The organism is Pseudomonas sp. B21-036 (assembly GCF_024748925.1).
Taxonomy (GTDB): Bacteria; Pseudomonadota; Gammaproteobacteria; order Pseudomonadales; family Pseudomonadaceae; genus Aquipseudomonas; species Aquipseudomonas palmensis.
This window is the reverse complement of the sequence record NZ_CP087178.1, coordinates 821,145-847,450: the sequence shown is the minus strand read 5'-3', so window position 1 is coordinate 847,450 and position 26,306 is coordinate 821,145. Positions and strand designations below refer to the sequence as shown.

Annotated in this window: 21 protein-coding genes and 1 tRNA gene; 11 read left to right on the top strand and 11 right to left on the bottom strand. The window is 66.3% G+C overall.

What is annotated here, in order from left to right; all coding sequences use genetic code 11:
* Positions 1-81: 81 nt before the first annotated feature.
* Positions 82-2,538 carry a TonB-dependent receptor gene (locus LOY33_RS03725; protein WP_116052783.1) on the top strand — a complete coding sequence of 819 codons (2,457 nt, stop codon included), beginning with the start codon at positions 82-84 and terminating at the stop codon, positions 2,536-2,538.
* A gap of 9 nt (positions 2,539-2,547) precedes the next feature.
* Here LOY33_RS03725 and LOY33_RS03720 read toward each other — a convergent pair whose 3' ends face one another.
* Positions 2,548-3,705, bottom strand: coding sequence for an MFS transporter (locus LOY33_RS03720; RefSeq protein WP_258661608.1), 1,158 nt, complete (start codon positions 3,703-3,705; stop codon positions 2,548-2,550).
* A 300-nt stretch (positions 3,706-4,005) separates the two neighbouring features.
* Entirely contained in the window at positions 4,006-5,226 is a 1,221-nt protein-coding gene (locus LOY33_RS03715; protein ID WP_043864311.1) for an MFS transporter, read from the bottom strand.
* A gap of 235 nt (positions 5,227-5,461) precedes the next feature.
* Here LOY33_RS03715 and LOY33_RS03710 point away from each other — a divergent pair, with 235 nt between their 5' ends.
* The 4 genes from LOY33_RS03710 to LOY33_RS03695 all read left to right on the top strand — a co-directional run bounded on the left by LOY33_RS03710 (position 5,462) and on the right by LOY33_RS03695 (position 9,583).
* Complete coding sequence (locus tag LOY33_RS03710; RefSeq protein WP_054916253.1) at positions 5,462-5,983, top strand: RNA polymerase sigma factor; 522 nt, start codon at positions 5,462-5,464, stop codon at positions 5,981-5,983.
* Positions 5,980-6,906, top strand: a complete 927-nt coding sequence (locus LOY33_RS03705; protein ID WP_258661596.1) for a FecR domain-containing protein — start codon at positions 5,980-5,982, stop codon at positions 6,904-6,906. Before LOY33_RS03710 ends, LOY33_RS03705 begins: the two co-directional genes overlap by 4 nt.
* A 96-nt stretch (positions 6,907-7,002) precedes the next feature.
* On the top strand, positions 7,003-9,414 hold the full coding sequence (locus tag LOY33_RS03700; protein ID WP_229589128.1) for a TonB-dependent receptor: 2,412 nt from the start codon (positions 7,003-7,005) through the stop codon (positions 9,412-9,414).
* 92 nt (positions 9,415-9,506) lie between these two features.
* A tRNA-Met gene (locus LOY33_RS03695) sits at positions 9,507-9,583 on the top strand.
* A gap of 116 nt (positions 9,584-9,699) precedes the next feature.
* On the opposite strand, the gene LOY33_RS03690 is transcribed toward LOY33_RS03695, so the two are convergent.
* The 4 genes from LOY33_RS03690 to LOY33_RS03675 form a co-directional block, all read right to left on the bottom strand.
* The gene (locus tag LOY33_RS03690; protein WP_258661593.1) at positions 9,700-12,156 is read right to left on the bottom strand and encodes a TonB-dependent receptor; all 2,457 of its coding nucleotides are present in this window, start codon (positions 12,154-12,156) and stop codon (positions 9,700-9,702) included.
* A 76-nt stretch (positions 12,157-12,232) separates the two neighbouring features.
* Positions 12,233-13,174, bottom strand: coding sequence for a FecR family protein (locus LOY33_RS03685; RefSeq protein ID WP_256582860.1), 942 nt, complete (start codon positions 13,172-13,174; stop codon positions 12,233-12,235).
* The gene (locus tag LOY33_RS03680) at positions 13,171-13,686 is read right to left on the bottom strand and encodes a sigma-70 family RNA polymerase sigma factor (protein WP_043864306.1); all 516 of its coding nucleotides are present in this window, start codon (positions 13,684-13,686) and stop codon (positions 13,171-13,173) included. The genes LOY33_RS03685 and LOY33_RS03680 overlap by 4 nt, the downstream gene beginning before the upstream one ends.
* A gap of 112 nt (positions 13,687-13,798) precedes the next feature.
* Entirely contained in the window at positions 13,799-14,416 is a 618-nt protein-coding gene (locus LOY33_RS03675) for a LysE family translocator (RefSeq protein WP_054916257.1), read from the bottom strand.
* Positions 14,417-14,531: 115 nt separating this feature from the next.
* Between LOY33_RS03675 and LOY33_RS03670 the strand changes: the two genes are divergently transcribed.
* On the top strand, positions 14,532-15,380 hold the full coding sequence (locus tag LOY33_RS03670; RefSeq protein WP_043859822.1) for a LysR substrate-binding domain-containing protein: 849 nt from the start codon (positions 14,532-14,534) through the stop codon (positions 15,378-15,380).
* Here LOY33_RS03670 and LOY33_RS03665 read toward each other — a convergent pair.
* Positions 15,367-17,010: an AarF/ABC1/UbiB kinase family protein gene (locus LOY33_RS03665; protein ID WP_078481778.1), complete on the bottom strand. Its 1,644-nt coding sequence runs from the start codon at positions 17,008-17,010 to the stop codon at positions 15,367-15,369. The genes LOY33_RS03670 and LOY33_RS03665 overlap by 14 nt on opposite strands.
* Before the next feature lie 96 nt (positions 17,011-17,106).
* Positions 17,107-17,700, bottom strand: a complete 594-nt coding sequence (locus LOY33_RS03660) for a D-Ala-D-Ala carboxypeptidase family metallohydrolase (protein WP_258661579.1) — start codon at positions 17,698-17,700, stop codon at positions 17,107-17,109.
* An 87-nt stretch (positions 17,701-17,787) separates the two neighbouring features.
* On the opposite strand from LOY33_RS03660, the gene LOY33_RS03655 reads away from it, so the two are divergent.
* Positions 17,788-18,912, top strand: coding sequence for a hypothetical protein (locus LOY33_RS03655; protein ID WP_043859819.1), 1,125 nt, complete (start codon positions 17,788-17,790; stop codon positions 18,910-18,912).
* Between the two features lie 88 nt (positions 18,913-19,000).
* Here LOY33_RS03655 and can read toward each other — a convergent pair whose 3' ends face one another.
* Positions 19,001-19,639, bottom strand: coding sequence for a carbonate dehydratase (gene can / locus LOY33_RS03650; RefSeq protein ID WP_043859818.1), 639 nt, complete (start codon positions 19,637-19,639; stop codon positions 19,001-19,003).
* A 118-nt stretch (positions 19,640-19,757) separates the two neighbouring features.
* On the opposite strand from can, the gene LOY33_RS03645 reads away from it, so the two are divergent.
* Positions 19,758-20,081 carry a hypothetical protein gene (locus LOY33_RS03645; RefSeq protein ID WP_054916260.1) on the top strand — a complete coding sequence of 108 codons (324 nt, stop codon included), beginning with the start codon at positions 19,758-19,760 and terminating at the stop codon, positions 20,079-20,081.
* Positions 20,082-20,085: 4 nt separating this feature from the next.
* On the opposite strand, the gene rimI is transcribed toward LOY33_RS03645, so the two are convergent.
* The gene (rimI, locus tag LOY33_RS03640) at positions 20,086-20,541 is read right to left on the bottom strand and encodes a ribosomal protein S18-alanine N-acetyltransferase (RefSeq protein ID WP_043859816.1); all 456 of its coding nucleotides are present in this window, start codon (positions 20,539-20,541) and stop codon (positions 20,086-20,088) included.
* The gene (locus LOY33_RS03635) at positions 20,534-21,316 is read right to left on the bottom strand and encodes a hypothetical protein (protein WP_043859815.1); all 783 of its coding nucleotides are present in this window, start codon (positions 21,314-21,316) and stop codon (positions 20,534-20,536) included. Before LOY33_RS03635 ends, rimI begins: the two co-directional genes overlap by 8 nt.
* A 166-nt stretch (positions 21,317-21,482) precedes the next feature.
* Between LOY33_RS03635 and mksB the strand changes: the two genes are divergently transcribed.
* Genes mksB through mksF form a run of 3 tightly spaced genes read left to right on the top strand, consistent with a single transcriptional unit; the run spans position 21,483 to position 26,282 of the window.
* Positions 21,483-22,760 (top strand): Mks condensin complex protein MksB, encoded by a 1,278-nt coding sequence (gene mksB, locus LOY33_RS03630; protein WP_043859814.1) that lies wholly within the window; start codon positions 21,483-21,485, stop codon positions 22,758-22,760.
* Positions 22,750-23,451, top strand: coding sequence for an Mks condensin complex protein MksE (gene mksE / locus LOY33_RS03625; RefSeq protein ID WP_043859813.1), 702 nt, complete (start codon positions 22,750-22,752; stop codon positions 23,449-23,451). The genes mksB and mksE overlap by 11 nt, the downstream gene beginning before the upstream one ends.
* Positions 23,448-26,282: an Mks condensin complex protein MksF gene (gene mksF / locus LOY33_RS03620; RefSeq protein ID WP_054916262.1), complete on the top strand. Its 2,835-nt coding sequence runs from the start codon at positions 23,448-23,450 to the stop codon at positions 26,280-26,282. Before mksE ends, mksF begins: the two co-directional genes overlap by 4 nt.
* Positions 26,283-26,306: the final 24 nt, after the last annotated feature.

The following is a 26,306-nucleotide window of genomic DNA, read 5'->3' as shown; positions in this document are numbered from 1 at the left end:
AAAATAAATGAGGTGGTTTCTCATTCAGCTTCGGCCTGTAGGGATAAAGGCGAAACGTCTGTCTCTTCTCAGGAGCCCCGAATGATCCACCCAAGTGTTGCCCGCCCCGATCCCCTTCAGCGCGCCGTGCGCGGCGCCTTGCTCGGCCTGGCCCTGAGCGCCGCCGCTGCGCCGTTGCTGGGCGCTGCCGCACCTGCGGCCACCCAGCAGGTGCAACGCTGGAACATTCCCGCAGGGCCCCTGGACGCAGCACTTGAGCAGATGGCCCGCCAGGGTGGGCTGAACCTGTCGTATGACGCCGCCAGCCTGCAGGGCAAGACCACCGCCGGCGTGTCCGGCAGCCACGACAACGCCCAGGCCCTGGCGCTGCTGTTGCAGGGCAGCGGCGTGCAGGTGCAGCAGAAGTCGGCCAACAGCTTCCTGCTGCTGCCGGCGGTGGACATCGGCGACGCCCTGGAGCTGGGCGCCACCAGCATCTCCAGCGACCGCCTGGGCGAAACCACCGAGCACAGCGGCTCGTACACCACCGGTGCGGTGACCATCGGCAAGATGCCCCAGACCCTGCGCCACACGCCGCAATCGGTGTCGGTGCTGACCCGCCAGCGCCTGGACGACCAGAACATCACCAACCTCACCACCCTGATGGAGCAGACCCCGGGTGTGGTGGTCGACTACGTCGACAGCGAGCGCGTCACCTACTACTCGCGCGGCTACCAGATCGACGCCATCCAGTATGACGGCGCCACCGTGGTGCAAGGCAGTGGCGGCGGCTCGTTCATCCAGAGTGACTCGGCGATCATCGACCGCGCCGAGATCCTGCGCGGCGCCACCGGCATGCTGCGCGGCGCGGGCAACCCCTCGGGCACCGTCAACCTGGTGCGCAAGCGCCCTACCCGGGACTTCCAGGCCTCGGCCAGCGTCACCGCCGGCTCCTGGGATGCGCAGCGCTATGTGGCCGACCTGTCAGGCGCGCTGACCGACAACGGCGCGATCCGTGGCCGCATGATCGCCGTGCACGATGACAAGGACTCGTTCCAGGACAGCCGCATGGAGCGCAAGAACGTGTTCTACGGCGTGCTGGCCGCCGACCTGGGCGAACGCACCACACTCACCGGTGGCATCGAATATACCGAGCTGGAGGCCACCGGCTCGTGGGGCGGCCTGCCAGCCAACTTCGATGGCTCGCCGCTGAAGCTCTCGCGCAGCACCTACCTGGGCGCCGACTGGAACCGCTGGAACCGCAGCAACCTGCAGACCTTCGCCGAGCTCGAGCATGTGTTCGACAACGACTGGACGCTCAAGGTATCGGGCACCCGCACGCAGTTTCGCCTCGACGACCACGGCTTCAAGCAGACCTACTTCACCCGCGCCAGCACCACCAACCCCTACCTGATGAACTACCAGGTGACCGAGGGCGACGGCGGCGAAAGCGAGCAGACCAACCTCAGCGCCACCCTCAACGGCCCCTTCCAGCTGCTGGGCCGCGAGCACGAACTGATGGTGGGCGTGGAGCGCATCCGCAACGACTCCACTGCCTCGGCCACCAACTTCACGGCCTCCGGGGTGTTCGACATTCGCGAATGGGACCCCAAGACCAGCCTGCCCGAGCCGTCGATCAACATCAGCGCAAAGCCGGTGATGACCCGCACCACCCAGCAGGCGGCGCACGCCACCTGGCGCATCTCGCTGGCCGACCCGCTGACCGCGGTGATCGGCGCGCGCATCAACTGGTACGACTACGAGCAGGAAAACAACCTCAAGACCTCAGGCAAGTACAGCGTCGACCGCGAGATCGTGCCGTATGCGGCGCTGATCTACGACCTGAACAACAACCTGAGCCTGTACGGCAGCTACACCGAGATCTTCAACCCGCAAAGCGCCACCGATGCGTCCAACGCGGTGCTCGACCCAGTCACTGGCGAAGCCTACGAGCTGGGCATAAAGGGCGAGTTCTACGATGGCAGGCTCAACACCTCGCTGGCGGTGTTCCGCATCTACCAGGTGGGCAACGCCCTGGATGACCTGGGCAGCCCCGACCCGTGCCTGCCCAACTACACCAGCGGCCACTGCAAGGTGGCCGCCGGCAAGAACCGTAGCGAAGGGTTCGAACTGGAAGTGACCGGCGAAGTGCTGCCCGGCTGGCAGGTCTCGGGCGGCTACACCTACACCACCACCGAGTACCTCAAGGACACCCTCAGCAATACCGGCAACGTGCTGCGCCCCACCGACCCCAAGCGCCAGTTGAAGCTGTTCACCAGCTACCGCCTGCCGGGGGCATACGACGCCTGGACCGTGGGTGGCGGGGTCAGTGCGCAAAGCGACATCTACTCGCGCAACGGCAATGCCGTGGCCTCGCAAAGCGGCTATGCGGTGTACAGCGCGCTGCTGGGCTACCGCTTCAACCAGCACTATTCGCTGCAGCTCAACGCCAACAACCTGTTCGACAAGCACTACTACAAGAAGGTAGGCGCCACGGCCACGGGGTACTACTACGGCGACCCGCGCAACGTCTCGCTGACCCTGCGCGCAAGCTTCTGAGGCCGGCCGCTACTGCGCGGTGCGGGCCGCATAGGCCTTGCGCCGCGAGCTGCGGGCAAAGCACACGAACAGCGCGGCCATCGCCGCCAGTGCCATCGGCAGGCCATGGGGGGCGACGTCCATGGCCGCGCCACTGACCAGCGGCCCCACCAGGCTGCCCACACCCCACAACAGGCCGACGCTGGCATTGGCCGTGACCAGGTCCTGGCCCTTGAACTGCTGGCCGATCAGCACCAGCGCCAGGGTATACACCCCGCCCGCCACCGCCCCCAGCAGCACCAGCGCCGGCCACAGCAGCCACTGCACCTGGATCAGCCACGGCAGCGCCAGGCCGATCAGCATCGCCACCACGCCGCACACCAGGTGTACCGTGGTGCGCTCGCAGCGGTCGGCCAGCCAGCCCAGCGGCAACTGGAACAGCATGTCGCCGGTCAGGATCACCGTGACCATCAGCGCTGCCACGCCCACCGCATAGGCGTGGTTGGTGGCGTACACCGGCAGCAGCGAGAGAATCACCGCATCGAAGAACGAGAAGAACAGCACGCCCATGCACAGGGCCGGCGCCACACGAAAGAAGCCGCCCAGCGTAAAGCTCTTCTCGCCGTCGTCACCGTGCTCCACATAGTCGTTGGGCACTGTCCACACGATGCTCGCCAGGGCCAGGGCATAGCAGCCGCTGACCACGATGATCACCCAGGGGCTATGGGTGCCGAACAGCGCAAGCATGGTCGGGCCGAGCATCTGGCAACCGGTGAAGGCGGTGGCGTACAGCGCCATGACCTTGCCGCGGTTGTGCTCTTCGCTCAGTTCGTTGACCCAGGATTCGCCCAGGATGATCGCGATCCCCATGCCCACGCCCATGCCCAGGCGCAGCAGGCCGAGCAGCCAGGTGGAGTCGAACGCCCACTCGATCAGCCCCACGCTCAGGGCGCACAGGCCGAAGCTGAGCAGGTAGATGGTGCGCCGGGTGAGGTGGCGGCAGCAGGCGTCCACCAGGAACGCCGAGAGCATCATGCCGGCAGCGGGCGCGGCCGACAGGATGCCGATGTGCAGGGTGCTGGCCCCGGCATCGAGCAGGCGCAGGGAAACCAGTGGCAGGGTGGCGCCCAGGCTCAACCCTACGATCGAAACGGCGGACAGAAGGCCCGCCAGCAAACGCGTGTTCATCTACAACTCCGAAACCCGCCGACGCGCACATGCGCGCAGGCATCAACATGACTGTGTTCTGAAAGCGACGGTCAGTTCAGGCGCGCGGAGGAGAAAAGGTGAAGGCGAACAGGACGCTGCGCCGACGCTTGAGCACCGTATCGCACGGCCAGTCGCACAGCAGGGCCTGGACTACCGGCGGCTTTGCTGCGCAAGGACGGGAGAAACGTTTCATGGGTCGACTACAGGAAAAGGAAGGCCGGCACTCTAGGTGAAACCCCGGCCAGGCGTCAATCGCATCGACGCCTGGCCGGCGCGCTGTCAGCGCTTGCGCGTGGACGGCAGCAGAATCGCCAGCAGCCCGAACAGCGGCAGGTACGAACACAACGTGTACACGTACTCGATGCCGTGAATGTCTGCCAGGTAGCCCAGCAGCGCCGCGCCGATACCGCCAAAGCCGAACATCAGGCCGAAGAAGATCCCCGCGATCATGCCCACGTTGCCCGGCACCAGCTCCTGCGCGTACACCACGATGGCCGAGAACGCCGAAGCCAGGATGAAGCCGATGATCACGCTGAGCACGCTGGTCCAGAACAGGTCGGCATACGGCAGCGCCAGGGTGAACGGCGCCACGCCCAGAATCGAGAACCAGATCACCGCCTTGCGCCCGATGCGATCGCCGATCGGCCCGCCGAAGAAGGTCCCGGCAGCCACCGCCCCCAGGAACAGGAACAGGTACAGCTGCGAACTGGCCACCGACAGGTCGAACTTCTCGATCAGGTAGAAGGTGAAGTAGCTGGTCAGGCTGGCCATGTAGAAGTACTTGGAGAACACCAGCAGGCCCAGCACCACCAGCGCGCCGATCACCCGGTTGCGGCTCAGGCCGTGGGTGGCGGCCTGGCCGGCCTTGGCCTTGAACAGCGCCAGGTGGCCGCGGTACCAGCGGCTCAGGCCGTAGGTGACGATCACTGCAAACAGCGCGAACAGGCCGAACCACACCACGTTGCCCTGGCCGAACGGGATGATGATGGCGGCAGCCAGCAGCGGCCCGAACGCCGAGCCGGCATTGCCGCCGACCTGGAAGGTCGACTGCGCCAGGCCGAAGCGCCCGCCCGAGGCCAGGCGCGCGATGCGCGAGGTTTCCGGGTGGAAGGTCGAGGAGCCGATGCCCACCAGTGCCGCAGCCAGCAGAATCATCGGGAAGCTGCCGACATACGCCAGCATCACGATGCCCACCAGGGTGCACAGGGTGCCCAGGGGCAGCAGGTTGGGCATCGGCTTGCGGTCGGTATAGAACCCGACGGCCGGTTGCAGCAGCGATGCGGTGATCTGGAAGGTCAGGGTAATCAGCCCCACCTGGGTGAAGCTCAGCCCGTAGTTGGCCTTGAGCAGTGGGTAGATCGACGGCAGCACCGCCTGGATGAGGTCGTTGATCAGGTGCGCCAGCGCACAGGCAGCGATGATGCGCATCACCAGCGGGCTGCTCTGGCTGGGCGCGCCGGTGCTGGCGTGCGTACTTGACGGGGCGGTGCTCAAGGCCATGGGAAAACGTCCATCGGGTGGTCGGGATCCAATTATCCAGAATTCGTTAGCAAGCGCACTATTCTTTTCAGTGAGTGGGCTACTTGTTAATAATTCTCAGTAACGCTAGCATCGCGAGCACTTGTGGGAGCGGGCTTGACCCGCGATTGCATCGCTGCGGAGCCAGGCACATGCGCGGTGACTGCATCGCGGGTCAAGCCCGCTCCCACACCTATAGCGAGCCCCAGACCACTCCATGCCCGACAATCAGGAAGACCGAAGCCTGACGCTGCTCTACCAGCGTCACCGCAACGAGCTGCTGGCCTTTCTCACCCGTCGGGTGCGCTGCCGGGAGACCGCGCGCGACCTCTTGCAGGACGCCTTCGTGCGCCTGATGCACAGCGAGCGCAGCGAGGTCGGCAACCTGCGCGCCTTCCTCTACCGCATCGCCAGCAACCTGAGCATCGACCACGCGCGCCGCAACCAGGTGCGCGGGGTCAGCGACGAGCAGGCCCTCGACCAGTTGCTCACCGACACCAGCCCCGAGCGCAGCGCCGTGGCCGGCAATACCCTCGACCATCTGGAGCGCCTGATCGACGGCCTGCCCTCGCCCACCCGCGAGGTGTTTCTGCTGGCCCGGGTCGAGCAAATGAGCTACAAGGACATCGCCGCACGCCTGGGCCTGGAGCCCCGCGCCGTGGAGCGCCACCTGAACAAAGCCCTGAGCCACTGCGCGGCCGCCGCCCTGCACGCGCGCCAGCCGAACGAAGCCGAATGACGCCCGATCACTCCCCCAGCGCTGAACGCGAACTGCAGGCCTTGCACTGGTTTACCCGGCGCCGTGCCGATGACCTCACGCCCACTGAACGCGACGCCTTCGACGCCTGGGTGCACGACGCACAGAACGCCGCCGCGCTGGCCGCCGTCGAACAGCTCTGGCAGACCCTGGAGCTGCCCGCCCACCGGGTGCGCAAGGCCGACCGGCACCGCGCCAAGAAAAGCCGTTGGCCGCTGTATGCGGCCGCCGCCAGCCTGCTGCTGGGCGCCGGCCTGAGCGGGTTGCTGGTGCCCTCGCTGCACACCCTGGGCAGCGACTACGCCACCGCCGCCGGCGAGCGCCGCGAGGTGCAACTGGCCGACGGTTCGCGCCTGCGCCTGGACAGCGCCAGCGCGGTGGACATCGACCTCGACGGCGACACCCGCACCGTGCGCCTGCGCCAGGGCCGGGTGTTCGCCGACGTGGTGCACGACGGCAGGCCCTTCGTGGTGGAGGTCGACCAGGCCCGGGTGCAGGTGCTGGGCACGCGCTTTTCGGTCAGCCGTGGCGAGCACGATGACGTGGTGCTGCTCAGCGGCAGCGTCGAGGTCAGCACCGCCAGCCAGCGCCAGCGCCTGAGCCCCGGCCAGCGCCTGACCCTGCACGGCGAACGGCTCGATGCGCCGCAGACGGTGGATGCCGAACGCCTGCTGGCCTGGCGCGACGGTCAGCTGCGGGTGCGCGATGTGCCGTTGCAGCAGGTGCTCGAACAGCTGGCCACCTACAAGGGCACCCGCCTGGTGCTGCTCAACGAGGCCGCCGGCCAGCGACGGGTCAGCGGCAGCTTCAACCTGGACCAGGCCGACAGCGCCCTCGATGCCCTGCTCAGCAGCCAGAAACTGCGTGCCGATGCCGTGTTGGGGCACTGGCTGATCGTGCGCTGAAAATATTTTGCCGGCGGCGCGGTAATTCCCGTTTCTGCTGCGTCACACCCCCAACATAAGAAGCATTACCATTTGCACCTTCTTGGGGGAGGAACCATGCAGTACCCACGTGACGTCGCATTCACCCGTCGACCCTTGGCCAGCGCGATTCTGGCCGCCAGCCTGCTGGCGTTGCTGCCAGGCGCCGCCGTGCAGGCCGCCGAGGCCACTCAGGCCCAAACGCAACGCATCGATTTCCATATCTCGACGCAGTCGCTGGTCGATGCCATCGAGCTGTTCAGCGCGCAAAGCGGCTACCAGGTGATCTATGACGCCAACCAGGTAGCGGGCATCGTGTCCCCCGAGGTGCAGGGCCAGTACACCGCCGAACAGGCGCTGCGCACCCTCACCGGCAGCAGCGCACGGCTGAGCCAGCCCAACCCCAACAGCTTCCTGATCGAGCTGCCGGTGGATCTGGGCAGCGGCCTGCAACTGGATGCCGTGAGCATTTCGGGCAAGGCGCCAGGCTCGACCACCGAAGGCACCGGGCTGTACACCACCTACTCCTCCAGCAGTTCGACGCGCCTGAACCTCACGCCCAGGGAAACCCCGCAGGCGCTGACCGTGATGACCCGCCAGCGCCTGGACGACCAGCGCCTGAGCACCCTGACCGATACCCTGGAAGCCACCCCGGGCATCATCGTCACCCGTGACGGCCTGGGCGCCGAGAGCGACAGCTACTATTCGCGCGGCTTCGTGATCCAGAACTACGAAGTGGACGGCGTGCCTACCACCACGCGCATGGACAACTACACCCAGAGCATGGCGATGTACGACCGGGTGGAGATCGTGCGCGGCGCCAGCGGCCTGATCAGCGGCATGGGCAGCCCGTCGGCGACCATCAACCTGATCCGCAAGCGCCCCACCTACGAGGGCCAGGCCAGCATCACCGGCTCGGCCGGCACCTGGGACCGCTACGGCAGCGGCTTCGACGTGTCCGGCCCGCTGACCGAAAGCGGCAACGTGCGCGGCCGCCTGGTGGCCGACTACAAGACCGAAAAGGCCTGGGTCGACCGCTACAAGCAGGACACCCAGCTGCTGTACGGCATCACCGAATTCGACCTGAGCGAAGACACCCTGCTGACCCTGGGCTTGAGCTACCTGCGCACCGACGTCGACTCGCCGCTGCGCAGCGGCCTGCCCACCCGGTTCAGCAACGGTGAGCGCAGCAACCTCAGCCGCTCGATCAACAGCGCACCCACCTGGTCGTACAACGACCACGAACAGACCAGCTACTTCGCCTCGGTGGAGCAGCAACTGGGCAACGGCTGGAGCGGCAAGCTCGAGTACAGCCACTCGGAAAACAAGTTCGATGAGCTGTTCGGCTTCGTCATGGGCGATCTGAACCCGGACGGCAGCGGCATGAGCCAGCTGCCGGTGCGCTTCTCGGGCACCCCGCGCCAGGACAACCTGGACCTGTACGTGACCGGCCCGTTCAGCCTGTTCGAGCGCGAGCACGAACTGATCGGCGGCGTGACCCTGTCGCAGTTCAGCCAGAGCGTGCCCGAGTGGGGCGGCTGGCGCTACGACTACAACGCCACCCCGGGTGCGTCGATCGACAACATCTTCGACTGGGACGGCAAGCAGCCCAAGCCGGCGTTTACCGAAAGCGGCAAGTCGTCACAGGAAGAAAACCAGTACGCCGCCTACCTCACCACCCGCCTGCACCTGAGCGACGACCTGAACCTGATCCTGGGCAGCCGCCTGATCGACTGGGAGCGCAAGACCGAGGACCGCCCCTATGGCGCGGCCAGCAGCAACACCGACCGCAAGGAAACCGGCGTGTTCATCCCCTATGCCGGGGTGGTGTACGACCTGAACGACACCTGGTCGCTGTATGCCAGCTACACCAAGATCTTCAACCCGCAGGGGTCGTGGGTGCAGGACGCGCAATTCAAGCCCATCGACCCGATGCAGGGCATCGGCTACGAGATGGGCATCAAGGGCAGCCACTTCGACGGCAAGCTGAACTCCAGCGTGGCGGTGTTCAAGCTCGAACAGGACAACCTGGCGATCTGGCAGCACGACAACGTGTACGAGGCCAAGCAGGACACCACTTCCAAAGGCATAGAGATGGAGATCAACGGCGAGCTGGCCGAGGGTTGGCAGGCGTCGGCGGGGTATGCCTATACCCTGACCACCGACAACCAGGACGAGCGCATCAACACCGTGCTGCCGCGTCACAGCCTCAAGACCTTCACCAGCTATCGCCTGCCCGGGGTGCTGGACAAGGTGACCGTGGGCGGTGGCGTGAACTGGCAGAGCAAGGTGGGCAACGACCTGCACACCTTCACCCAGGGCAGCTATGCCATCGCCAACCTGATGGCGCGCTACGACATCAACGAGCACCTGGAAGCCTCGGTGAACCTGAACAACCTGTTCGACCGCGAGTACTACAGCATGGCCGGCCTGTACGGCACCTACGGCGCACCACGCAACGTGATGACCAACTTCACCTACAGGTTCTGAGGGGTTTTTGGCTAAGCGGTTGATCGGGCGTTAAATTTTTTGAAATTGGGTGTTGACACAACATCGTTTCGAGCGAATAATGCGCGCCACTTGGCTACATAGCTCAGTTGGTTAGAGCATAGCATTCATAATGCTGGGGTCCGGGGTTCAAGTCCCTGTGTAGCCACCAAGTACTAAAAAGGGCTTACCGAAAGGTAGGCCCTTTTTTCATGCCTGAAGAAAAGTGCCGGCCGCTTCGCCGGCAAGGCCGGCCCCTGCACGCCCGCAGGAGCCGGCCTGATCCTTTCAGAGCGACCAGCGCAACGTCAGCATCGCATTGCGGGGGTCACCGTAGAAGTTGCCGCCATACACCGTGTTGGTGGCAATGCTCTGGTAGTACCTGGTGTCGAACACGTTGTTCACGTTCAGGCGCACGTCCAGGTGCTCGGAGGCCTTGTAGCTGAGCATCAGGTCGACCAAGGTGTAGGCATCCTGCTCGATGCGGTAGGTGCTGTCGGTGGCGTACCAGTTGTCACCCTTGTTGTAGATCGCATTCTGCCGGTACACCCCGCCGCCGACCTTCCAGCGCTCGAACTCGCCCGGCAGCTGGTAGGTGGTGAACGCCTTGAACACGTGCCGCGGGATGTCGGTGTCGAACAGCCGCCCCTCGTTGGCCGGGTCGCCGTCCTTCACGTACTTGACCTGGGCGAAGGTGTAGCCCGCGCCCAGTTCCCAGCCCGGCAGCACGGTGCCGTTCACTTCCAGCTCGATACCCTCGCTGCGCAACTTGCCCGCCGCCTCGGAGCAGCTGGGCACCAGGTCGGAGCACTGGTAGCGCTCCAGGGTCTTGGCGCGATTCTCCTGGTCGATGCGAAACACCGCGGCACTGGCATTCAATGCGCCGTCGAAGTACTCGCCCTTGATCCCCACCTCGTAGTTCTTGCCCTCGATCGGCTTGAGTTCGCTGCCGCTGGCGTCCTGCTCGGACTGCGGCTTGAAGATGTCGGTGTAGCTCACGTACACCGAATGCTGCGCATCCAGGTCGTAGATCACCCCGGCGTAGCGGGTCAGGTTGCGCGTGACGCTCACGTTGACAGGCTTGCCCAGGCGCGTGCCGTTGCGGGTCTGGGATTCGCTGTCGTACCAGTCCAGGCGCCCGCCCACGATCAGCTTCAGGTCGTCGGCCAGGTTGAAGCGCGACGTGACGTAGGTGCCGGTCTGCGAGGTTTCGCGGTCCTGGTGCCAGTAGTTCAGGTCCAGGCGACGCTTGGGCAGGCTGCCGGGGTCCCAGGCATGGATGTTCATGCCGATCAGGTCGTCGCTGTAGTTGCCCTTGCCCTCGAAGGTCAGCTCGCGGCGGCTGGCCCCGACTACCAGTTCGTGTGTACGCCCCAGCAACTGGTACGGCCCGGTGGCATAGGCGTCATAGCTGCTCTGCTCGTCGTCGTAGTGGTACTGCCCCAGGTACTGGCCGAACACCTCGCCCTCATCGCCCATGCGCTCGGTCATGCTGCCGAGCATCTTGAGCTTCGACCAGGTGCGGCTGGCCGCCAGCAGCAGCTTCCAGTCGTTGTCCAGGCGATAGTCCAGGCGGCTGAACAGGGTGGTGTTGTCCTGGTCCCAGTATTCCCAGTCGTTGCCCAGGTAGGTGGAGCGCGAAAGGTGCAGGTCGCTGCCGTCGATGCCAGTGGGCAGGCCGCCCCAGGTGGAGGTGTTGTTGACGCTCTGGTTCGACAGCCCCAGGGTGAAGGTGCTGTTGTCGCTCAGGTCGGCCTCGCCGATGGCATAGAACACCGAGCGCTCGATATCGGCCACGTCCTGGAAGCTGTTGCGGGTCTGGTAGGCGGTGACCATCCGGCCGCGCAGGGTGCCGCTGTCGTTGAGCGCGCCGGAGCCGTCGACCTCGGTGCGGTAGTTGTCCCAGCTGCCGGCACTGCCGGTGATGCTCAGGCGCGGGTCGGCCGTGGGGCGCTTGCGCACCATGTTGATCGCCGCCGACGGCGTGCCCGAGCCCTGCATCAGGCCGGTGGCGCCGCGCACCACCTCGACGTGGTCGTAGATCGCCATGTCGGGCGTGGAGTTCATGTCCCGCGAGAGGTAATGCGACAGGTCGTTGGAGAGCCCGTCGTTCATCAGGTTCTCGACGGTGAAGCCGCGGGCGTAGAAGGTCGGGCGCTGCGGGCCATCCTTGGTCATGGACATGCCGGGGGTGTTCTTGAGCACATCTTCCAGGCTCTGCATGTCCTGGTCGTCCATGCGCTGGCGGGTGATCACACTCACCGACTGCGGGGTTTCACGGATGCTCAGGGGCAGCTTGGTGGCCGTCTGCATCGGCCCGGTGGTGTAGGAGCCGGTACCCTCGGTGGTGCTCCCCAGCACCTGCCCGTTGATACTGGTGGCGCCCAGCTCCACCGCGCCGTTGGCCGCCGGCAGCGCAACCAGCACGTAGCCGTCGCTGCTGGCCTGGGCCTGCAGGCCGTGGCCGTACAGCAGCGCGGCGAAGCCGTCCTGCAGGGCATAGTTGCCCTGCAGCCCGGCGCTGGACAGGTTGGCGACCTGGCCGGCATTGAATGAAATGGCCACCCCCGACTCGCGGGCATAACGGCTCAGCACGTCGCCCAGCGCCCCGGCCGGGATGGCATAGCGCTGCACCTGCTGCTGCGCATGCGCCGGCTGCAGGGCCAGCAGCGGCAGCGTGCCGAGGGCTAGATGAACCGCCAGCGCCAGGGCGCGGCTGGGCTTGAGGGGCTTGTGTGAAGGCATGTTCCCGACTCTCCGATGTATTGGCTAATACAAGGACGCACAGGTAACGGGAACTGGAAGCGTTTGATAAGGATTTCTATTCAAGAGTGACTCGCGTGACCCACGGGGTGTAGTGCTGCACCCGGATCGGGAAGCTGCGCGCCAGCAGGCGCAACGCCCGCTCGCTGTCGTCGGCGGGCAACACGGCGGTCACGTTCAGGTGCGCCAGCGCCTTGGTATCGAACAGCAGGTAGCCGCCGTGATTGCGTGCCAGGCGTTCCAGCACCTCGCCCAGCGGCTGCTCCTTGACCATCATCTGGTGGCTGGCCCAGGCCTGCTCCAGCCCGGCGGCGTCGACCGCCTGGAGTGGCTGGATGCCAGTGGCGTCGAAGCGCACCTGCTGGCCGGCGCTGACCGTGCGGCTGCTGCCGGCGCTCTTGACCTCGGTGCTCGACTCGAGCATGGCCAGGCGTGTGCTGTGCTCGCTGCGCTCGACCATGAAGCGGGTGCCCAGGGCACGGATGCTGCCGTGTTCGGTAACCACGCGGAACGGGCGACTGGCGTCCTTGGCCACATCCAGCAGGATCTCGCCGCTGAGCAGGCGCAGGGTGCGCGATTGGGCGTCGAACTGCAGGTCGACCGCCGACCGGCCATCCAGGCTGATGCGGCTGCCGTCCGGCAATTGCTGTGTAGTCCACTGGCCGCTGCCGGTACGGATATCGGCCATCAGATAAGCCGGTGGATAGTGCTGCAGCACCAGGCCGGCCGGCAGCAGCAGGCCCAGGCTGATTGCCAGCGCCTTGAGCGCGCGCTTGCCACGGGGTTGCGGCGCAATGCGCTTGAGCGCCGCGCGGGCCGGCGCACGGGGCAGTTCACGCAGTGGCGCGAGGCTGCCCTGCAACTGGCGCACGGCCTCCAGGTGCTGCGGGTCGCTGGCCAGCCATGCCTCGAAGGCCTGCTGGTCGCCGGCACTGGCGCTGTCGTCCAGGCGCACCAGCCATTCGGCAGCCTTGCGCAGGGTGGCCGCAGGCAGGTTCACAGGGCAGGATCCGTGGCAGCGTGGCAGTGCAGCAGGGCCTGCACCAGGTGGTTCTGCACCGTCTTGGTCGAGACGTTCAGGCGTGCGGCGATCTCGGCATGGCTGAGCCCTTCGAGGTGACGCAGGATGAACACTTCGCGGGCACGCACGCTCATCAGGTCGAGGGCGCGGGCGATGTGCTCCAGGGCCTGGAGGGCGGCCAGCATCTGCTCGGGAGAAGGTGCCTGGTCGAGGTACTCGACGTGCCGGGCGAGCGCTTCGCGGTAGGCCTGTTCGAGCTTCTGCCGGCGCCCGCGGTCGATCAGCAGACGCCGCGCCACGGTAGCCAGGAACGCCCGCGGCTCGCGCGGGGCCACATAGCTGCCGGCGCTGAGCAGGCGCATGAAAGTGTCCTGGGCCGTGTCGGCAGCGTTGTGCGGGCAGTCCAGGCGTTGGCGCAGCCACACCAGCAGCCAGCCGTGGTAGCCCTTGTACAACGAAGCGAGACTGTCGGCGGGTGGGGTGGCTTTCATGTCGGCGGCATTAAATGAGAATGGTTATATCTTATGGCGCCGCTGGTGGGAGATGCAATGGCGGGATCGGTGGTGCGCCTTTCGCTGGCTAGCCAGCGCAGCGGCCAGGCGCTCAGCGCACATTCACGAACACCACCGCCACCCCCAGGCCGATCAACGCCACCCCGATCACCCGGTCCACCATGCGCTGGCGGCGCAGCATCGCCTGGCGCAACGCCTCCCGCGAAAAGAACAGCGCCACCAGGCTGAACCACACCCAATGCGCCAGCGACATGAACGCCCCATAGGCAAAGTTGAGCCCCAGCGAGGCCCCCGGCTGCACCACCTGGCTGTAGGCGCTGACCACGAACAGCATGGTCTTGGGGTTCAGCGCATTGGTCAGAAAGCCCGATGCGAACGCCCCCCATGCACCGCGCCCCGTCCCCCCCGCCGCGCCCTCCAGGGCCACCGGCGCACGAGTGCGCAGCGACCGATACCCCAGGTAGATCAGGTACCCTGCCCCCACCACCTTCATGGCCATGAACAGCCCCGGCGACTGGCTGATCAGCACTGCCACCCCCAGCACCGTGTACACCACATGCACCTGCACGCCGCAGGCAATCCCCAGGGCGGCGAGCAATCCGCTGCGCCTGCCAAACGCATAGCTGCTGCGTGTCACCATGGCAAAGTCCGCCCCCGGGCTGATCACCGCCAACACGGTAATCAAGGCCACCGCCAGCAATTCACCCACCGTCGATACTCCATGAAATGACGCAGATGATTCTGCGCAGCGCCATTATCGAAAGCTTCAGCACGGCAAAAAAGCGATTTATAGTGGCGCAAATCCGCTAGTTTTCCTCACACATATGAAACTGCCCGCCCTCGCCGCCTTTCGCTATTTCGACGTCGCCGCCCAGACCGAAAGCTTCGTGCGCGCCGCCCAACAGCTCAACGTCACCCACGGTGCGGTGAGCCGTCAGGTGCGTCTGCTGGAAGAATCCCTGGGGGTGCAGTTGTTCGAGCGGCGCAACCGCGCCATTTTCCTCACGCCGGCCGGGCGCGCCCTGCACGACACCACCCTGTCGGTGTTCGAGCAGCTGCACGCCAGCGTGCAACGCCTGCAGCAGGCCCGCGACAACGTGCTGGTGCTGTCATGCGAGCCGACCATCGCGATGAAGTGGCTGATCCCGCGGCTGCCGGCGTTCCATGCCGCGCACCCGGACATCCAGCTGCACCTGGTGGCCGCCGGCGGGCCGGTGGACTTTGCCCGCAGCGGCATCGACCTGGCGCTGCGCCGCGACGACTTCCACTGGGATGCCAGCCTGCACAGCCTCAAGCTCTGCAACGAGGCAGTAGGGCCGGTGTGTCGCGCCGACCTGGCACTGCCCGACAAGGGCTTTGCCGGTACCCGCCTGCTGCACAGCGCCACCCGTCCCGACGCCTGGAAGCACTGGCTGCGCCTGAGCGGCCAGTCGGCCAGGGGCAGCAGCCGCGCCGGCTACGAACACTTCTACCTGTGCATCCAGGCCGCCCTGGCCGGGCTGGGCGTGGCGCTGGCCTCGCGCATGATGGTGCAGGACGAGCTCGACAGCGGGCAGTTGGTGGCACCCTACGGGTTCACCGAGGACGGTTCGGCCTACTACCTGCTGAGCCCCGAGCCCTTCGCTGCCGGCACGGCGCAGCGGCGCTTTGCCGACTGGCTCACGGGCTCTTGAACAGGCTGCGCAAAAACGCCAGCAAGCCGCCCAGGGTGGCGATCGCCGCCAGCCAGCTGACGGCGGGCAAGCCCAGCCACACCGGCCCGGCAGCGGCGATCTGCGGGCCGAAGGCAATCACCAGCGCACTGATCAGCAACGCCAGCGACAGCCGCGTCGAGGCCAGGCGCAACGAACGCTCCAGGCGCTCCAGCCCCGGCACATCGACGCGCATCTCCAGCACACCATGCTTGAAGCGGTTCACCAGCAGCCGCGTCAGCTGCGGCAATTCACCGAGCAGGCCGCGTCCCAGTTCCAGGCCATCGAGCCCCAGGCGCCTGGCAATCTTCCAGCTCAGCTGCGCCTTGAGCTGAGCCCTGATCGCCGGTCTGGCGGTGGCCACCAGGTCCAGTTGCGGGTCCAGCCGGGTCAGTACGCCGTCGGCGGTCACCAGGGCCTTGAACAGCACCAGCAGGTCCGGGGGCAGCAGCAGGCGGTATTCGCGCATCAGCCCCAGAAAATCCTCGATCAGCGCGCCCATCTTCAGCGCCTTGCCGCCGTGACGCGCCATGTACTCGCCGGCAGCCTGCTCGATGGCGGGCATGTTGCGCACGCCGTCGTCGTTCCAGTCCACCAGTACCGTCACCAGTGCATCGCTGTTGCCCTCGGTCAGGGCGCGCATGAACGTCATCACCTCCAGCCGACGGCGCTCGCCAAGGCGCCCGACCATGCCGAAGTCGATGAAGCCCACGCGGTTGTCGTCCATGGCCTTGAGGTTGCCCGGGTGCGGGTCGCCATGGAACAGCCCGTCCTCCAGCAGCATCTTGATGAACGCGGCGGCGCCGCGGCTGGCCAGCAGGCTCGGGTCCAGGCCCTGCTCGATCAGCGCCTCGCGCTCCAGCGGGGTATGGCTGGGCAGGTACTGCTGCACCAGCAGCCGCTCGCTGCTGTGGGCCCAGTAGATGCGCGGAATGACGATGTGCGGCTGGCTGGCGAAATTGGCCGCCACCGCGTCGCAGTGGCTGCCTTCCTGGGTGAAGTCCAGCTCTTCGAGCATGGCCCGGGCCAGTTGCCGCACCATCTTGCGCGGCTGGTAGTCGGCCAGGGCGGTGTTTTGCTCGACCAGTTGCGCAACGCTTTCGAGCAGCTGCAGGTCGGCGGTCATCTTGCGCCGCAGCCCCGGACGCTGAACCTTGACCACCACCTCCTCGCCCCCGAGCAGGCGTGCCCGATACACCTGGGCCATGGACGCCGCCGCCAGCGGGGTGGTGTCGAACTCGGCGAATACCTGGTCCAGTTCGGCGCCCAGGTCTTCGAGCACCTGGGCCTGCAGCTGCGCCCAGGGCAAGGTAGCGGCGCTGCTGTGCAGGGCCTGCAACTCGTCGATCCATGCCGCAGGCAAAATGTCGCTGCGGCTGGAGAGGATCTGCCCGAGCTTGACGAAGGTCGGGCCCAGCGCCTCCAGCGCCCGCCGCACGCGTTGCGGGGTGCCTTCGTCGGCGGGCAGGCCGGCCACCGTTTCGGCCTCCCCCAGCAGCCTGCCCAGCCCCAGGCGGAACAGCACGTCCTGGGCGCCGAAGTTGGCCAGCACCACGACAATCTCGCGCACACGCTGATGATGCTTGAGCGCAGTCCAGGTCGATTCGAGCATGGGGCGATTCCTCGGGGCGGGTTGATGTGCAGGGAGTGAACTACTTCCGTACCTTGCGGGGCCCAGGAGTTCCTCGCCCCGCCATCGCCGAGCTGTTCAGGAGCTGGGCGCCAGGCGCGGGCAAAACGACGAGTCGGCACTCAGGTCGCCGCCCCAGGTGCGGTAGCCGGCGGTGTCGATATGGATGCGCCCCGACGGGTAGCGCCCAAGCCCCATGTTCCAGGCCTGGCCCTGGGTCTGCCAGAACTCGCACAATGGTCGCGGATCGGCCCACGCCGGCAACAGCAGGTCGACCGCGAAGGCGCGGGTATACGCACTGTCGCGGGCACCACCGGCGCAGCGGTTGAGGGTGGGGTTGCGATAGGCCGAGACCACTTCGTAGGTTTTCAGGCGCTGCTGCTCGCCCAGGGTCTTGAGCAAGTGCAGGGTCGAGCGTACCGCCGGCCACTGGTCGGGCGGCGCCACGGCGAACGGCTCGGCGTTGCACAGGCGCCAGTCGCTGGCCGAGCGCAGCAGCTGGTACAACGGCACTACCCCATACAGCCGCGCCTGCACCAGCATTTCGCGAAACGCGCGCGTATCGTGGCTGCCCGTCCACTGCGCGAACGACCACAGGTCGCGCTCGTCGGCGTGGGCCGGCAACACGCTCAACAGCCCGGCGAACAGTGCAATGCCCGGATACCCCTTCATGGTCCTGCCCCCTTCCCCTCGTCCTGAGAACTACCCCAGTATGGCAAGCCTTCCGCACATCGGGAGTTCATCGACAAGGAGTTGAACATGCGTACACCTTTTGCCCTGGGCCTGATCGCCCTTGCCGCCAGCAGCGCCGTGCTGGCCGACGCCCGCGTACCGCTGGGCGATGCGCAGCGCGTGACCCGCCTATTCGCCTACCCCAACAACTGCGGGGTGATCTGCTTTCGCGACTGGTCGCTGGAGCGCACCGTGGAGCACTACCTGACCCAGAGCGTGCAGCGCGATGGCTACCCGACCGCCACGGTGACGGTGCGTCGCGAGCACGACCAGCTGCATGCCGACATCAGCGGCGTACCGACCACCTACGCGGCCCCGCTCAAGGCCCTGCTCGACAGCGGCGAACTGGCCTATGCAGGTGCCGACCGGCTCAATCGCGAGGGCAAGTGGGCGTACAACTGGGCGTTGTTCCTGCCGTTGGGCATGGCCCTGGAGAACCGGCGCAGCATCGAGCTGCTGCACTTTCCGCCGGACTACTCGCTGACCCAGGCCCAGGACTACCTGCGCTCCAACACCACCGACCGCTGGGCCCAGCTGCTGACCTTCAACGGCGTGCCGGCGCAACACACCCCGGCCTACCAGACCATCGTGGACATCGCGCCGATTGCCGCGCCAGCCAGTGCCGGCAAGGACCTTGAAGGGGTGTACGGGTATTTCACCGACTACCAGGTGCGCATGGTCAGGGACATGACCGCGGCCGCTGACGGCGCCAGCCTGCCGATGGTGGCGTTCGGTGCGCCGGTGCGCAGTTGGGTGCAGCAGCAGTACGGGCCAGAGGTGAAGGTACTGGGGCTGGTGAGCATCAGCCCGGTGCCTGGGCGCAACGTGCCGGTGCTGGGCGCAAATCACCCGAGCGCGATCTGGTACGCCGCCGACCCGAAGAACAACGACAACGACCCGGACAAGGCCGATGCGGCGGGTTTGCGGATGATGGGGCAGGACTTGAGCGCGGCGTGCTGGCAGGCGGGAATGGGGCGCAACCCGAAGGCTGATGCAAGTGCCACGCTAGGGGCATGCACGCAAAAATGGCAAGTGAAGGAGAAGAAGCAGACCTGCGGGCTGTTTTTCCGCACGGTACGCCAGATGACGCCGGAGCAGGCCCATGCCAAGTGCAATACGGGGGTAATGACGCGGGCGTTACGCAACCTGTAGGAGCCGGCTTTGCCGGCGAAGGCCGCACCACGGACAGGTAGCGCGGCCTTCGCCAGCCAGGCTGGCTCCTGCAACAGCCAATGGGCGGTCAGTCCTGCGGACGCAACCGGTACTGCGGCGGCAGCTGCTCGAACCCGCTGATGGTGGTGTTCAGGCTTTTCCACAGGCCGTCCTTGATCCCGTAGATGCACCCATGGATCGACAGGCTCTGCCCGCGATGCCAGGCGTTCTGCACGATGCTGGTGTGCCCCACGTTCGCCACCTGCTGGATCACGTTCAGCTCGCACAGGCGGTCGACCTGCTCTTCCTCGGTCGCCAGCTTGGACAATTCCACACGATGCTCGTAGTACACGTCGCGAATCGCACGAAGCCAGCCGTCGATCAGGCCCAGCTGACGGTCCTGCATCGAGGCCCGCACGCCGCCGCAACCGTAGTGCCCGGTCACCAGGATGTGCTTGACCTTGAGTACGTCCACCGCGTACTGGATCACCGACAGGCAGTTGAGGTCGGTGTGCAGCACCACGTTCGCCACGTTGCGGTGCACAAACAGGTCGCCCGGCAGCATGCCGACGATCTCGTTGGCCGGCACCCGCGCATCCGAACAGCCGATCCAGAGGAATTCCGGAGTCTGCTGACGCGCCAGCTTGGCGAAGAAGTCCGGATCTTCCTGCTTGATCGCATCGGCCCAGCGCGCGTTGTTATCAATCAGTTCTTGTAGATCGTGCATGGTCAAGCCTCATGGGAATGCGCATGTGTGACTGGCGCCACCCCGTTCGGGTCACGCCTTTGAATCTTCCCGCCAGTGGCCGGTCCACCCCTTACAGGCCACCCGCAGGAGAATAGACATGACCGAATCACATCGCCCGCCGCATGCCCCGGAACCCGCACCGATCGATACCATCGAGGACCAGATGGGCTCGGTGCAGCCGCTGGACTTCGATCAAGACCCACCGGTGACCGACACGCACTACGACCCCAGCGACGATGACCTGACGCCCGAAACCCTGATCCCCGAAGACGGCGCCCGCTCAGCCGATGAAGTCGGCGGCGACCACCCGGCCGACTGGGACCTGAGCGTAGTCGACGAAGATGACATTGGCGGCGGCAACGGCCTGGACGAGGCCGAACTGGCGCGCCGCGACCCGCTGGACGGCAAGCGCGAGCGCTGAAGGGTTATTCTTCGAACAGCGTGCAGGCCATCACCAGCGCATCTTCGCGGCCACCCGCCACCGGGTAGTAGTCGCGTCGTCGGCCGATCTCGTTGAAGCCGAAGCGCTCGTACAGGCGATACGCCGACTGGTTGCTGGCGCGCACTTCGAGGAAGCACTCGCGGCCGTTGCTGGCGTAGGCGCGCTTCATCAGCTCTTCGAGCAGGCGCAGGCCCAGGCCACGGCCCTGGCTTTCGGGCTTGACGGTGATGTTGAGCAGGTGCGCCTCGTCGATGATCACGTTGATCACGCCGTGGCCCACCTGCTGCTGGCCTTCGAACATCAGCCAGATTTCGTAGTTCTTCAGCCCGTCGAGAAAGATCCCCCGGGTCCACGGGTGGCTGAAGGCGGCGTATTCGATCTTCAGCACGGCATCCAGATCCGCCTCGGTCATGCGGCGAAAACTGATGTTGTCACTCATTGCGTGGTTTCCAGCGCGCCATCAGCCGGCGCATGGCTTGCCAGACGTGCGCCTTGCGGGCGGGCTCGTCCATCAACAGTTCAAGGCCAGGCAAGGCCCAGCAGTTGCCCAGGCCCTCCACCGGCAATTCGCGGTAGTACGCCTGCTCGTCGGCTTCACCGGCAAAGCGCACCGCCGGCAGGCCGACCAGCCACAGGCAGCTGCAGGGCGCCTCTTCAAGGCGGGCCTGGATGAAACCCTGGACAAAATCACGCGCCGCCAGCGGGCCCTGGTCGAGAGTGCCGCGCACTAGCAACGGCCAGCGTACCGGCTCGCCGATGATCTGCGGGCTGTCGGGCAGGCCGGCGGCGCGCAGCATGTCCTTGAGCAGCAGGTAGGACGGGTCGCGGCTCTGGAACGGCTGGCCGGTAACCAGCTCCACCAGCACCAGGCAATCGCCGGCACGCAGCAGCTGCAAGGCAAAGCGGGGCGGCGGTACCAGCGCTGGCTTGACCACGGCGGCGGTTTCTTCGGCATCGAGCACCGGCTTGCTGGCCGGCTTGGCGCTGACCGTCGGTCGCGGAATCTCGATTTTTGGCCGCTCGGCCGGCTTGGCAGCCGGTGCAGACGCCTTGGCCACCACTGCCGGCAGCACCACCGGCGCCTCGACCAGCGGTTCGGGTACCCGCAGCAGCTCGGGGCGCGATGGCGCGGCGAACGGCAGTTCGGCGCGCGGCAGCCAGTGCACCACTTGCATGGCGTTCAGGTAGGCGCGGCGGCGGGACTCGGTAAGCAAAGGGCGGCCATCTGTGGATAAGTCGGGGCGAGCATTCTACCGCCGTTACGCCGCCGTTGCAGGCACAAAACCGCCCGACAACACCGGCAAACGATCAGGGGGTGAATCGATCCCCCCCTGATGCAGTACAATCGGCGCTTTTACTTGGCAGCGAGTCGACCCGCCAATGATCGAACCCAAGCGCGTCCTGCGCGCCCTAGCCGAACACTGGGCCCTGCTCGAGCCGTTGTGCGAGCGCTTCGACGGGGGCACCCTGAGCCTGGCCGAGCTGCGCGGGCAACTGGCCGCACAACAGCTCGACAGTACGCCCCAGGACATCACCAACCTGCTGGACGTGTGGATTCGCCTGGACATCCTGGTCCCGGTGGCCAAGAGCCCGAACCGCTTCGAGCTCAACGCCCAGATCCACGACTTCCTGGCCTACCTGCGGCGCGAGCACCGCCTGGGCCTGTGCCTGGAGATCGAAGCCTACCTGCGCCACCTCGAGCGACTGGCCGGGCATATCCAGGACGCCTTCGACATCCGCGACGGCAACGACCTGGCGCGCCAGCTGCGTCTGCTCGACATGCGCGTGCGTGACGTGCTGAAAAAACTCGACAACGACGAGCAGGCGCTGGTGGCGGTGGCCGAGCGGGCCAAGACCAGCGACCGGCAGATCCCGCTGCGCCAGCGCTACGCCGAAGTGCTGGCCACCTGGGACGAATACGTCGAGCCGATGATCCAGCTGGTGAACGCCGACGGCGCCTTCGAACAGGGCGTGCGCAAGGTCGAGACCGTGCTGTTGCGCCTGCTGGGCGAGCAGGCGCGACTGGGCCACCTGGTCGACGACGACATGCTGCTGCGCACCCACGCGCGCATCCTCGAGATGCAGACCAGCGCCCAGCTGACCCTGCGCCACGCCCGCGAGCTGCTGCTGCCGCTGCGTGAAGAGGCGCGCCGGCACAACGCCGTGACCCGTGGCGCCGCACTGGCGCTGTCGGTGATCCGGCGCAAGGGCATCGACGCCGTGCCGCAGGCGGCCATGCCGCTGTTCACCCGCCCGCAGAGCACCTTCCTCGGCAGCGCCAGCCAGGTCGAGGCCTACGTGTATGCCCTGGCCCGCTTCGAAGCCAAGCCGGCGCAGTTCCCCAAGGCGCACAAGAGCCACAAGGGCGCCGCGCCGCGTGCACCGCGCACGGTCAAGGAAATGCTCGAACGCTGCGAAGACGCCCTGCCGCTGCCCGACCTGATGGTGTGGCTGCTGGAGCAGGAGCCCGAAGGCGCCACCGACGAACTGCTGTACTGGTTCTCGCGCCTGTCGCGGGAAAAACGCTTTACCCGCGCGCGCCTGGAGCGCCGCGAGTACACCACTCAGGAACACCTGGTCAGCCTGCGCTCGTTCGCCCTGACTTCAAGCCGCGAACCGTCGCCCGAGCCTACTGCGAGCCCTACCCATGCATCTTGATCTTTCCGAACTGTCCCAGCTCGCACCGATCTTCCGCGAGCTGTTCAAGGGCTTCCACATCAGCCGGCGCGACCCGGAGCTGTACGCCCAGCTGTCGAACTTCCAGGACCAGTACCGCGGCCTGTTCAAGGCCCTGGGCTTCGAACTGGTGTGCGACACCCGTGGCTTCTACTACTTCGTGCCGGAACTGGCTGCTGCCCAGGTCAACAAGACCGCCCAGCGCCTGTCGCTGTTCACCTTCATCCTGGTGGAGCACCTGGCCGACCAGGGCCGCGACCCGATGTCGGTGCTCGACGGCGGCAGCCTGGGGCGCGACGAGCTGCCCTCGCTGCTGGAAAAGTACCGCGACCTGTTCCTGCAGGCCGAGGTGCAGACCCCCGACGAGCTGGAAGAGAAGATCATGCGCCGCATGACCCAGCTCGGCTTTGCCAGCGAAGACAACGGCATCTACCGCTTCCTGCCGCCGATGCACCGCTTCCTCGACGTGTGCCTGTCGGTGCAGCAGGACCGCGACCTGGCCGCCAGCCTGCACAGTGCCCTGCCGCTGCCGACCCCGGTACTGGTGGTGGAAGAAACCCCTGAAGAGCTGAACAGGACCGACGACCCGCTCGACCTGAGCCCGTTCGAGGAAAGCGAAGAAGACGCCTTGGCCCGTGCCATTGCCCAAGAGCAACAGGAGATTGACGCATGAGCCAGGACCGCTACGGCATTCGCCGCTTTGCATTGCTCAACACCGCCGGCTACAGCCTGGGCCTGTTCCCGCTGGAGCACCCGCTGTCGGTGTACGGCGCCAACAATCTGGGCAAGAGTGCGTCGATCAACGCCCTGCAGTTCCCTATCCTGGCGCGCATGTCGGACATGAGCTTCGGCAAATACAGCCTGGAGCAGTCACGCCGCTTCTACTTCGCCAGCGACACCAGCTACATCCTCTGCGAGGTCAACCTGCCCCACGGCCCGCACGTGATCGGCGTGGTCGGGCGCGGCCCTGGCGGCGGCTTCGGCCACCAGTTCTTCGCCTATGCCGGCGAGCTGGACCTGGGCCACTACCAGAAGAACGACACCTGCCTGCGCCAGAAGGAGCTGTTCACCAACCTGGAGCGCAACGGCCTGAAAGCCTACGAGCTCAAGCCCGACGAACTGCGCCGGCTGCTGGTGGGCGGGCACACCTCGGTGCCGCTGGACCTGACCCTGATTCCGCTGCGCTCCACCAGCGAGCAGAGCCTGAAGACCTTCCGCGCCCTGTTCATCAACCTGCTGCACATGCGCGAGATTACCGCGGCCAAGCTCAAGCAGCTGTTCCTCGATGCGTTCGAGCACAGCCTGCGCTCGGGCAGCGTCGACTACATCGCCGCCTGCGAAGAAGCCTTCCGCGACGTGCGGCGCATGGAACAGGACTACAACTCGCTGGTAGCCGCCGGCCCGCTGGTCGAGGCCCTGGCCAATGGCGTGGCCCAGCGCGACATCCTGCGCGGCAAGCTGCACCGCCTGTCACCGCTGCTCGACCAGTTGCTCGGCACCTGGCAGGACTACGCCGGCGCACGCAAGGAAGAGCTGGTGCTGCAGGCCGAGCACTACAGCCACGAGCAGGACGCGCTGCAGAACAACCAGCGCGGCGGCACCCAGGAGCTGATGCGCCTGGAACGCGAAATGACCGGTATCCAGCGCTGGCTGGGCGAACTGTCGGTGCTCAAGCACCGCTTCGCGCTGGTGGATGACGTCAAGGTGCTGGAGCAGCAGCTGCTGGCCGCCAAGGACGCCCACGACGAACTGGCCGGTGCCCTGGCGCAGTCGCGCCAGTTCAGCGCCGAGGACCTGGAAGAGCGCCTGCGCGACCTGGAGAAGCGCCTGAAGTCGGTCAAGCAGCAGCTCGACCATGCCGACAACAACAGCTATGCACGCCTGCGCGAAGAGTTCTCGCAGCAGGACGTCGAGCGCCTGATGCGCCTGTTCAACGGTGCGCTGTTCAGCCTGCCGCTGGGCGAGCGCGGCATCGAGCTGGATGACAGCGACGTGTGGGTCAAGTCTCTGGAAGCGGTACTCGACGGCTTCAAGGGCGAGCGCTTCGAGGCGCCGGGGCTGTCCATCGACCTCAGCCATATCGAGCCGCCGGCCTTGCAGGCCCTGGCCGACCGCGCCGCGCTGCGCGACCAGAAGGAGCGCCTGGAAAAAGAGCTCAAGCAGCTCAAGACCCAGCAGGCCGTGGCCGCCGACCGCGCCGCGAGCAAGACCCAGACCGAAGCGCTGTACCAGCAGGTGCTGGATGCGCAAAAGGCCCTGGAAGACTACCGCCGTACCCAGACCCTGTCGGCCGAAGAAGGCGACAAGCTGGAGCAGCTGGCGCAGATGGAGGCGGCCCAGGACGAGCTCAAGCGCTCCAGCGACGCGTTCACCGAGCGCGTGCAGCAACTGTCGGCCAAGCTGCAACTGGTCGGTCGCCAGATCGCCGACATGGAGGCCAAGCAGCGCACCCTCGACGACGCCCTGCGCCGTCGCCAGCTGCTGCCGGCCGACCTGCCGTTCGGCACGCCGTTCATGGACCCGGTCGACGACTCCATGGACAACCTGCTGCCGCTGCTCAACGACTACCAGGACAGCTGGCAGGGCCTGCTGCGGGTGGATGGCCAGATCGAGGCGCTGTACGCCCAGGTACGCCTCAAGGGCGTGGCCAAGTTCGACAGCGAAGACGACATGGAGCGCCGCCTGCAGCTGCTGATCAACGCCTATGCGCACCGTACCGACGAAGCCCTGACCCTGGGCAAGGCGCGGCGCGCGGCGGTGACCGACATCGCGCGTACCCTGCGCAACATCCGCAGCGACTACGACAGCCTCGAGCACCAGCTGGCACTGTTCAACCGCGAGATCAACAAGCGCCAGGTATCCAACCTGCAGAGCTTTCGCATCGTGCTGGCGCCGAACAAGGAAGCGCTCAAGCACATCGACCAGATCATCCACAGTGCCGGCCAGTACGAGGAAGGCGAGACCCTGTCGGTGTTCGACCTGAGCCAGAGCGCCGAGCAGGACAACAAGAACGAAGAGGCCAAGGAGTACCTGGCGCGGCTGGTGGCAGCCAACCACAACCAGCTGGGCCTGAAGGACCTGTTCGAGCTGGCGTTCGAGATCACCAAGGTAGGCGGCCAGCCGATCATCCATACCGACATCGATGGCGCGGCCTCCAACGGCACCACCATGACCATCAAGGCGCTGACCAACATGTACCTGTTGCTGCACCTGATGGACCGCGACCAGGCCGGGCGCGTGCGCCTGCCGTACTACCTGGACGAGGCGGCCGACATCGACGAACGCAACCAGGCGGCATTGCTGGAGACCAGCCTGCAGTTGGGCTTCGTGCCGATTCTGGCGAGCGTGAAGCCGCAGGTATCGGCGCACGTGGCAATCGACCTGGAGGGCGGTAGCGGGCCGAACGGGATCTACATCGACGAGGCGGACTGGAAGTACATCAGCCGTCGCGATCAGGTGAAGGTCGAGGTGCGGGAAGTGGAGGTTGAGCCGGCGTCGATCTGACGGCCTTGGGGGCCCTTTGGGCCC

Bases quoted from the DNA above. Each gene is read 5' to 3' on its own strand.
- LOY33_RS03725 (WP_116052783.1), top strand. From the start codon at position 82: ATGATCCACCCAAGTGTTGCCCGCCCCGATCCCCTTCAGCGCGCCGTG.
- LOY33_RS03720 (WP_258661608.1), bottom strand. From the start codon at position 3,705: ATGAACACGCGTTTGCTGGCGGGCCTTCTGTCCGCCGTTTCGATCGTA.
- LOY33_RS03715 (WP_043864311.1), bottom strand. From the start codon at position 5,226: ATGGCCTTGAGCACCGCCCCGTCAAGTACGCACGCCAGCACCGGCGCG.
- LOY33_RS03710 (WP_054916253.1), top strand. From the start codon at position 5,462: ATGCCCGACAATCAGGAAGACCGAAGCCTGACGCTGCTCTACCAGCGT.
- LOY33_RS03705 (WP_258661596.1), top strand. From the start codon at position 5,980: ATGACGCCCGATCACTCCCCCAGCGCTGAACGCGAACTGCAGGCCTTG.
- LOY33_RS03700 (WP_229589128.1), top strand. From the start codon at position 7,003: ATGCAGTACCCACGTGACGTCGCATTCACCCGTCGACCCTTGGCCAGC.
- LOY33_RS03690 (WP_258661593.1), bottom strand. From the start codon at position 12,156: ATGCCTTCACACAAGCCCCTCAAGCCCAGCCGCGCCCTGGCGCTGGCG.
- LOY33_RS03680 (WP_043864306.1), bottom strand. From the start codon at position 13,686: ATGAAAGCCACCCCACCCGCCGACAGTCTCGCTTCGTTGTACAAGGGC.
- LOY33_RS03670 (WP_043859822.1), top strand. From the start codon at position 14,532: ATGAAACTGCCCGCCCTCGCCGCCTTTCGCTATTTCGACGTCGCCGCC.
- LOY33_RS03665 (WP_078481778.1), bottom strand. From the start codon at position 17,010: ATGCTCGAATCGACCTGGACTGCGCTCAAGCATCATCAGCGTGTGCGC.
- LOY33_RS03660 (WP_258661579.1), bottom strand. From the start codon at position 17,700: ATGAAGGGGTATCCGGGCATTGCACTGTTCGCCGGGCTGTTGAGCGTG.
- LOY33_RS03655 (WP_043859819.1), top strand. From the start codon at position 17,788: ATGCGTACACCTTTTGCCCTGGGCCTGATCGCCCTTGCCGCCAGCAGC.
- can (WP_043859818.1), bottom strand. From the start codon at position 19,639: ATGCACGATCTACAAGAACTGATTGATAACAACGCGCGCTGGGCCGAT.
- LOY33_RS03645 (WP_054916260.1), top strand. From the start codon at position 19,758: ATGACCGAATCACATCGCCCGCCGCATGCCCCGGAACCCGCACCGATC.
- rimI (WP_043859816.1), bottom strand. From the start codon at position 20,541: ATGAGTGACAACATCAGTTTTCGCCGCATGACCGAGGCGGATCTGGAT.
- mksB (WP_043859814.1), top strand. From the start codon at position 21,483: ATGATCGAACCCAAGCGCGTCCTGCGCGCCCTAGCCGAACACTGGGCC.
- mksE (WP_043859813.1), top strand. From the start codon at position 22,750: ATGCATCTTGATCTTTCCGAACTGTCCCAGCTCGCACCGATCTTCCGC.
- mksF (WP_054916262.1), top strand. From the start codon at position 23,448: ATGAGCCAGGACCGCTACGGCATTCGCCGCTTTGCATTGCTCAACACC.